Genomic DNA, 1,741 nt, shown 5'->3' on the forward strand with positions numbered 1-1,741 from the left:
GGACCGACACGCGTCGGACTTTCGTTAGCAAAGCTAATGAGCTAAGCTAATGAATTGATGACGACCCCGGTTCCCGAACAGAGCACGCACCTGCGGATGGCCACGCTGCGCCTGGCGCGGCGGCTCCGCGCGGAGAAGGCGAGCGAGGACCTGAGCGACGCCCAGTTCTCGGTGCTCGCCTGGCTACACCTGAGCGAGGTCCTGACCCTCGGGCAGCTCGCCGAGCGGGATCACGTCTCGCCGCCCTCGATGAACCGCACGGTGAACTTCCTGGAGGAGCTCGGCTACCTGCGGCGGCGGGCAAACGAGCTGGATCGGCGCAAGACCGACATCGTCCTGACGCCAGAGGGCACCGCCTTCGTCATCGACACGATAGAAATCCGGGACGCCTGGCTGGAGCGTCGCATGCGGGAGCTCACGGTCGAGCAACGCGCGATCCTGGCCCAGGCGGCCGATCTGATGAAAGGTATCGCAGCTCAGTGAGTTCCATGTTCCGCTCGTTGTCGAGTGTTAACTACCGGGTCTGGTTCATCGGGGCCCTGGTCTCCAACATCGGGGCCTGGATGCAGGCCACGACCCAGAACTGGGTCGTGCTCACCATGCTCACCGACAACGACGCGGTCGCGGTTGGGATCACGATGGCGCTGCAGTTTGGGCCGCAGCTGCTGCTCGTGCCGATCTCGGGGTGGGTCGCGGACCGCTTCGACCGGCGCAAGATCCTCTTCGTCACGCAGAGCTGCCTCATGCTGCTCGGCTTCAGCCTCGGGCTGCTGCTCATCCTCGGCCACGCGGAACTGTGGCACCTGTACCTCTTCGCCCTGCTGCTCGGCATCGTGAACGCGATCGACGGCCCGGCCCGGCAGACCTTCGTCTCGGACCTCGTCTCCGAGGAGAACATGGCGAACGCGGTCGCCCTGAACTCGGCCTCCTTCAACGGGGCCCGCATGATCGGCCCCGCCGTCGCCGGCTTCCTGATCGTGCTGATCGGCTCCGGCTGGGTCTTTGTCGTGAACGCCTTCACCTTCATCGCGGTGCTTATCGCGCTGTCGATGATCAAGCCGAACCACCGCGGTGGCCCGCGCAGCACGAAACGGGCGGGCGGGCAGCTCGTCGAGGGTTTCCGCTACGCGTGGAGTCGCCCGGACCTGCTCGTCGTCTTCGTGATCGTCTTCCTCATCGGCGCCTTTGCGATGAACTTCCCGATCGTCTCCTCGACGATGGCGGTCGAGTTCGGCCGCGGGGCGGGGGAGTACGGGCTGCTGTCCTCGATTCTCGCGATCGGTTCGCTGACGGGGGCGCTCATGGCGGCCCGCCGGGAGCGCGCCCGCTTCAGCGTCATCGTGATCGCCTCGGGGATGCTCGGCATCGCCTCCGCGGTGTCCGCGGTGATGCCGACCTTCTGGACCTTCGCGATCTCGCTCGTGCTCATCGGCTTCAGCGCCGTCACGCTCCTGACGACCGCGAACGGCTACGTGCAGACGACGACCTCCGCGGATGTGCGCGGGCGCGTCATGGCGATCTACATGGCCATCCTCATGGGCGGCACCCCGCTCGGCGCGCCCGTTGTCGGCTGGGTCGCGAACACGCTCGGCCCGCGCTGGGGGCTCGGCGTCGCGGCGGTCGCGGGGCTCCTCGCCTGCGCGATCGCGATCGCCTGGCTCGTCGTGGCCCATCAGCTCCGGATCCGACTCAAGCCGGATTCCGCGTGGCGACTGATGATCACCCACGACGGGCAGCGTGA

The 1,741-nt window shown here is 67.1% G+C and carries 2 protein-coding genes; both read left to right on the forward strand.

Going from position 1 to position 1,741, the window contains the following annotated elements:
- The first annotated feature begins 57 nt into the window (after window positions 1-57).
- Window positions 58-483, forward strand: a complete 426-nt coding sequence (locus OOT08_RS13285; RefSeq protein ID WP_325093234.1) for a MarR family winged helix-turn-helix transcriptional regulator — start codon at window positions 58-60, stop codon at window positions 481-483.
- Window positions 484-488: 5 nt separating this feature from the next.
- On the forward strand, window positions 489-1,741 hold a 1,253-nt coding region (locus tag OOT08_RS13290), incomplete at its 3' end, for an MFS transporter (protein ID WP_325093660.1).

It is taken from the genome of Leucobacter sp. M11, from assembly GCF_035726885.1.
Classification (GTDB): domain Bacteria; phylum Actinomycetota; class Actinomycetes; order Actinomycetales; family Microbacteriaceae; genus JAPFRB01.

Excerpts from the sequence above, each read along its gene's own strand:
- OOT08_RS13285 (WP_325093234.1), top strand. The coding sequence starts at position 58 with ATGACGACCCCGGTTCCCGAACAGAGCACGCACCTGCGGATGGCCACG.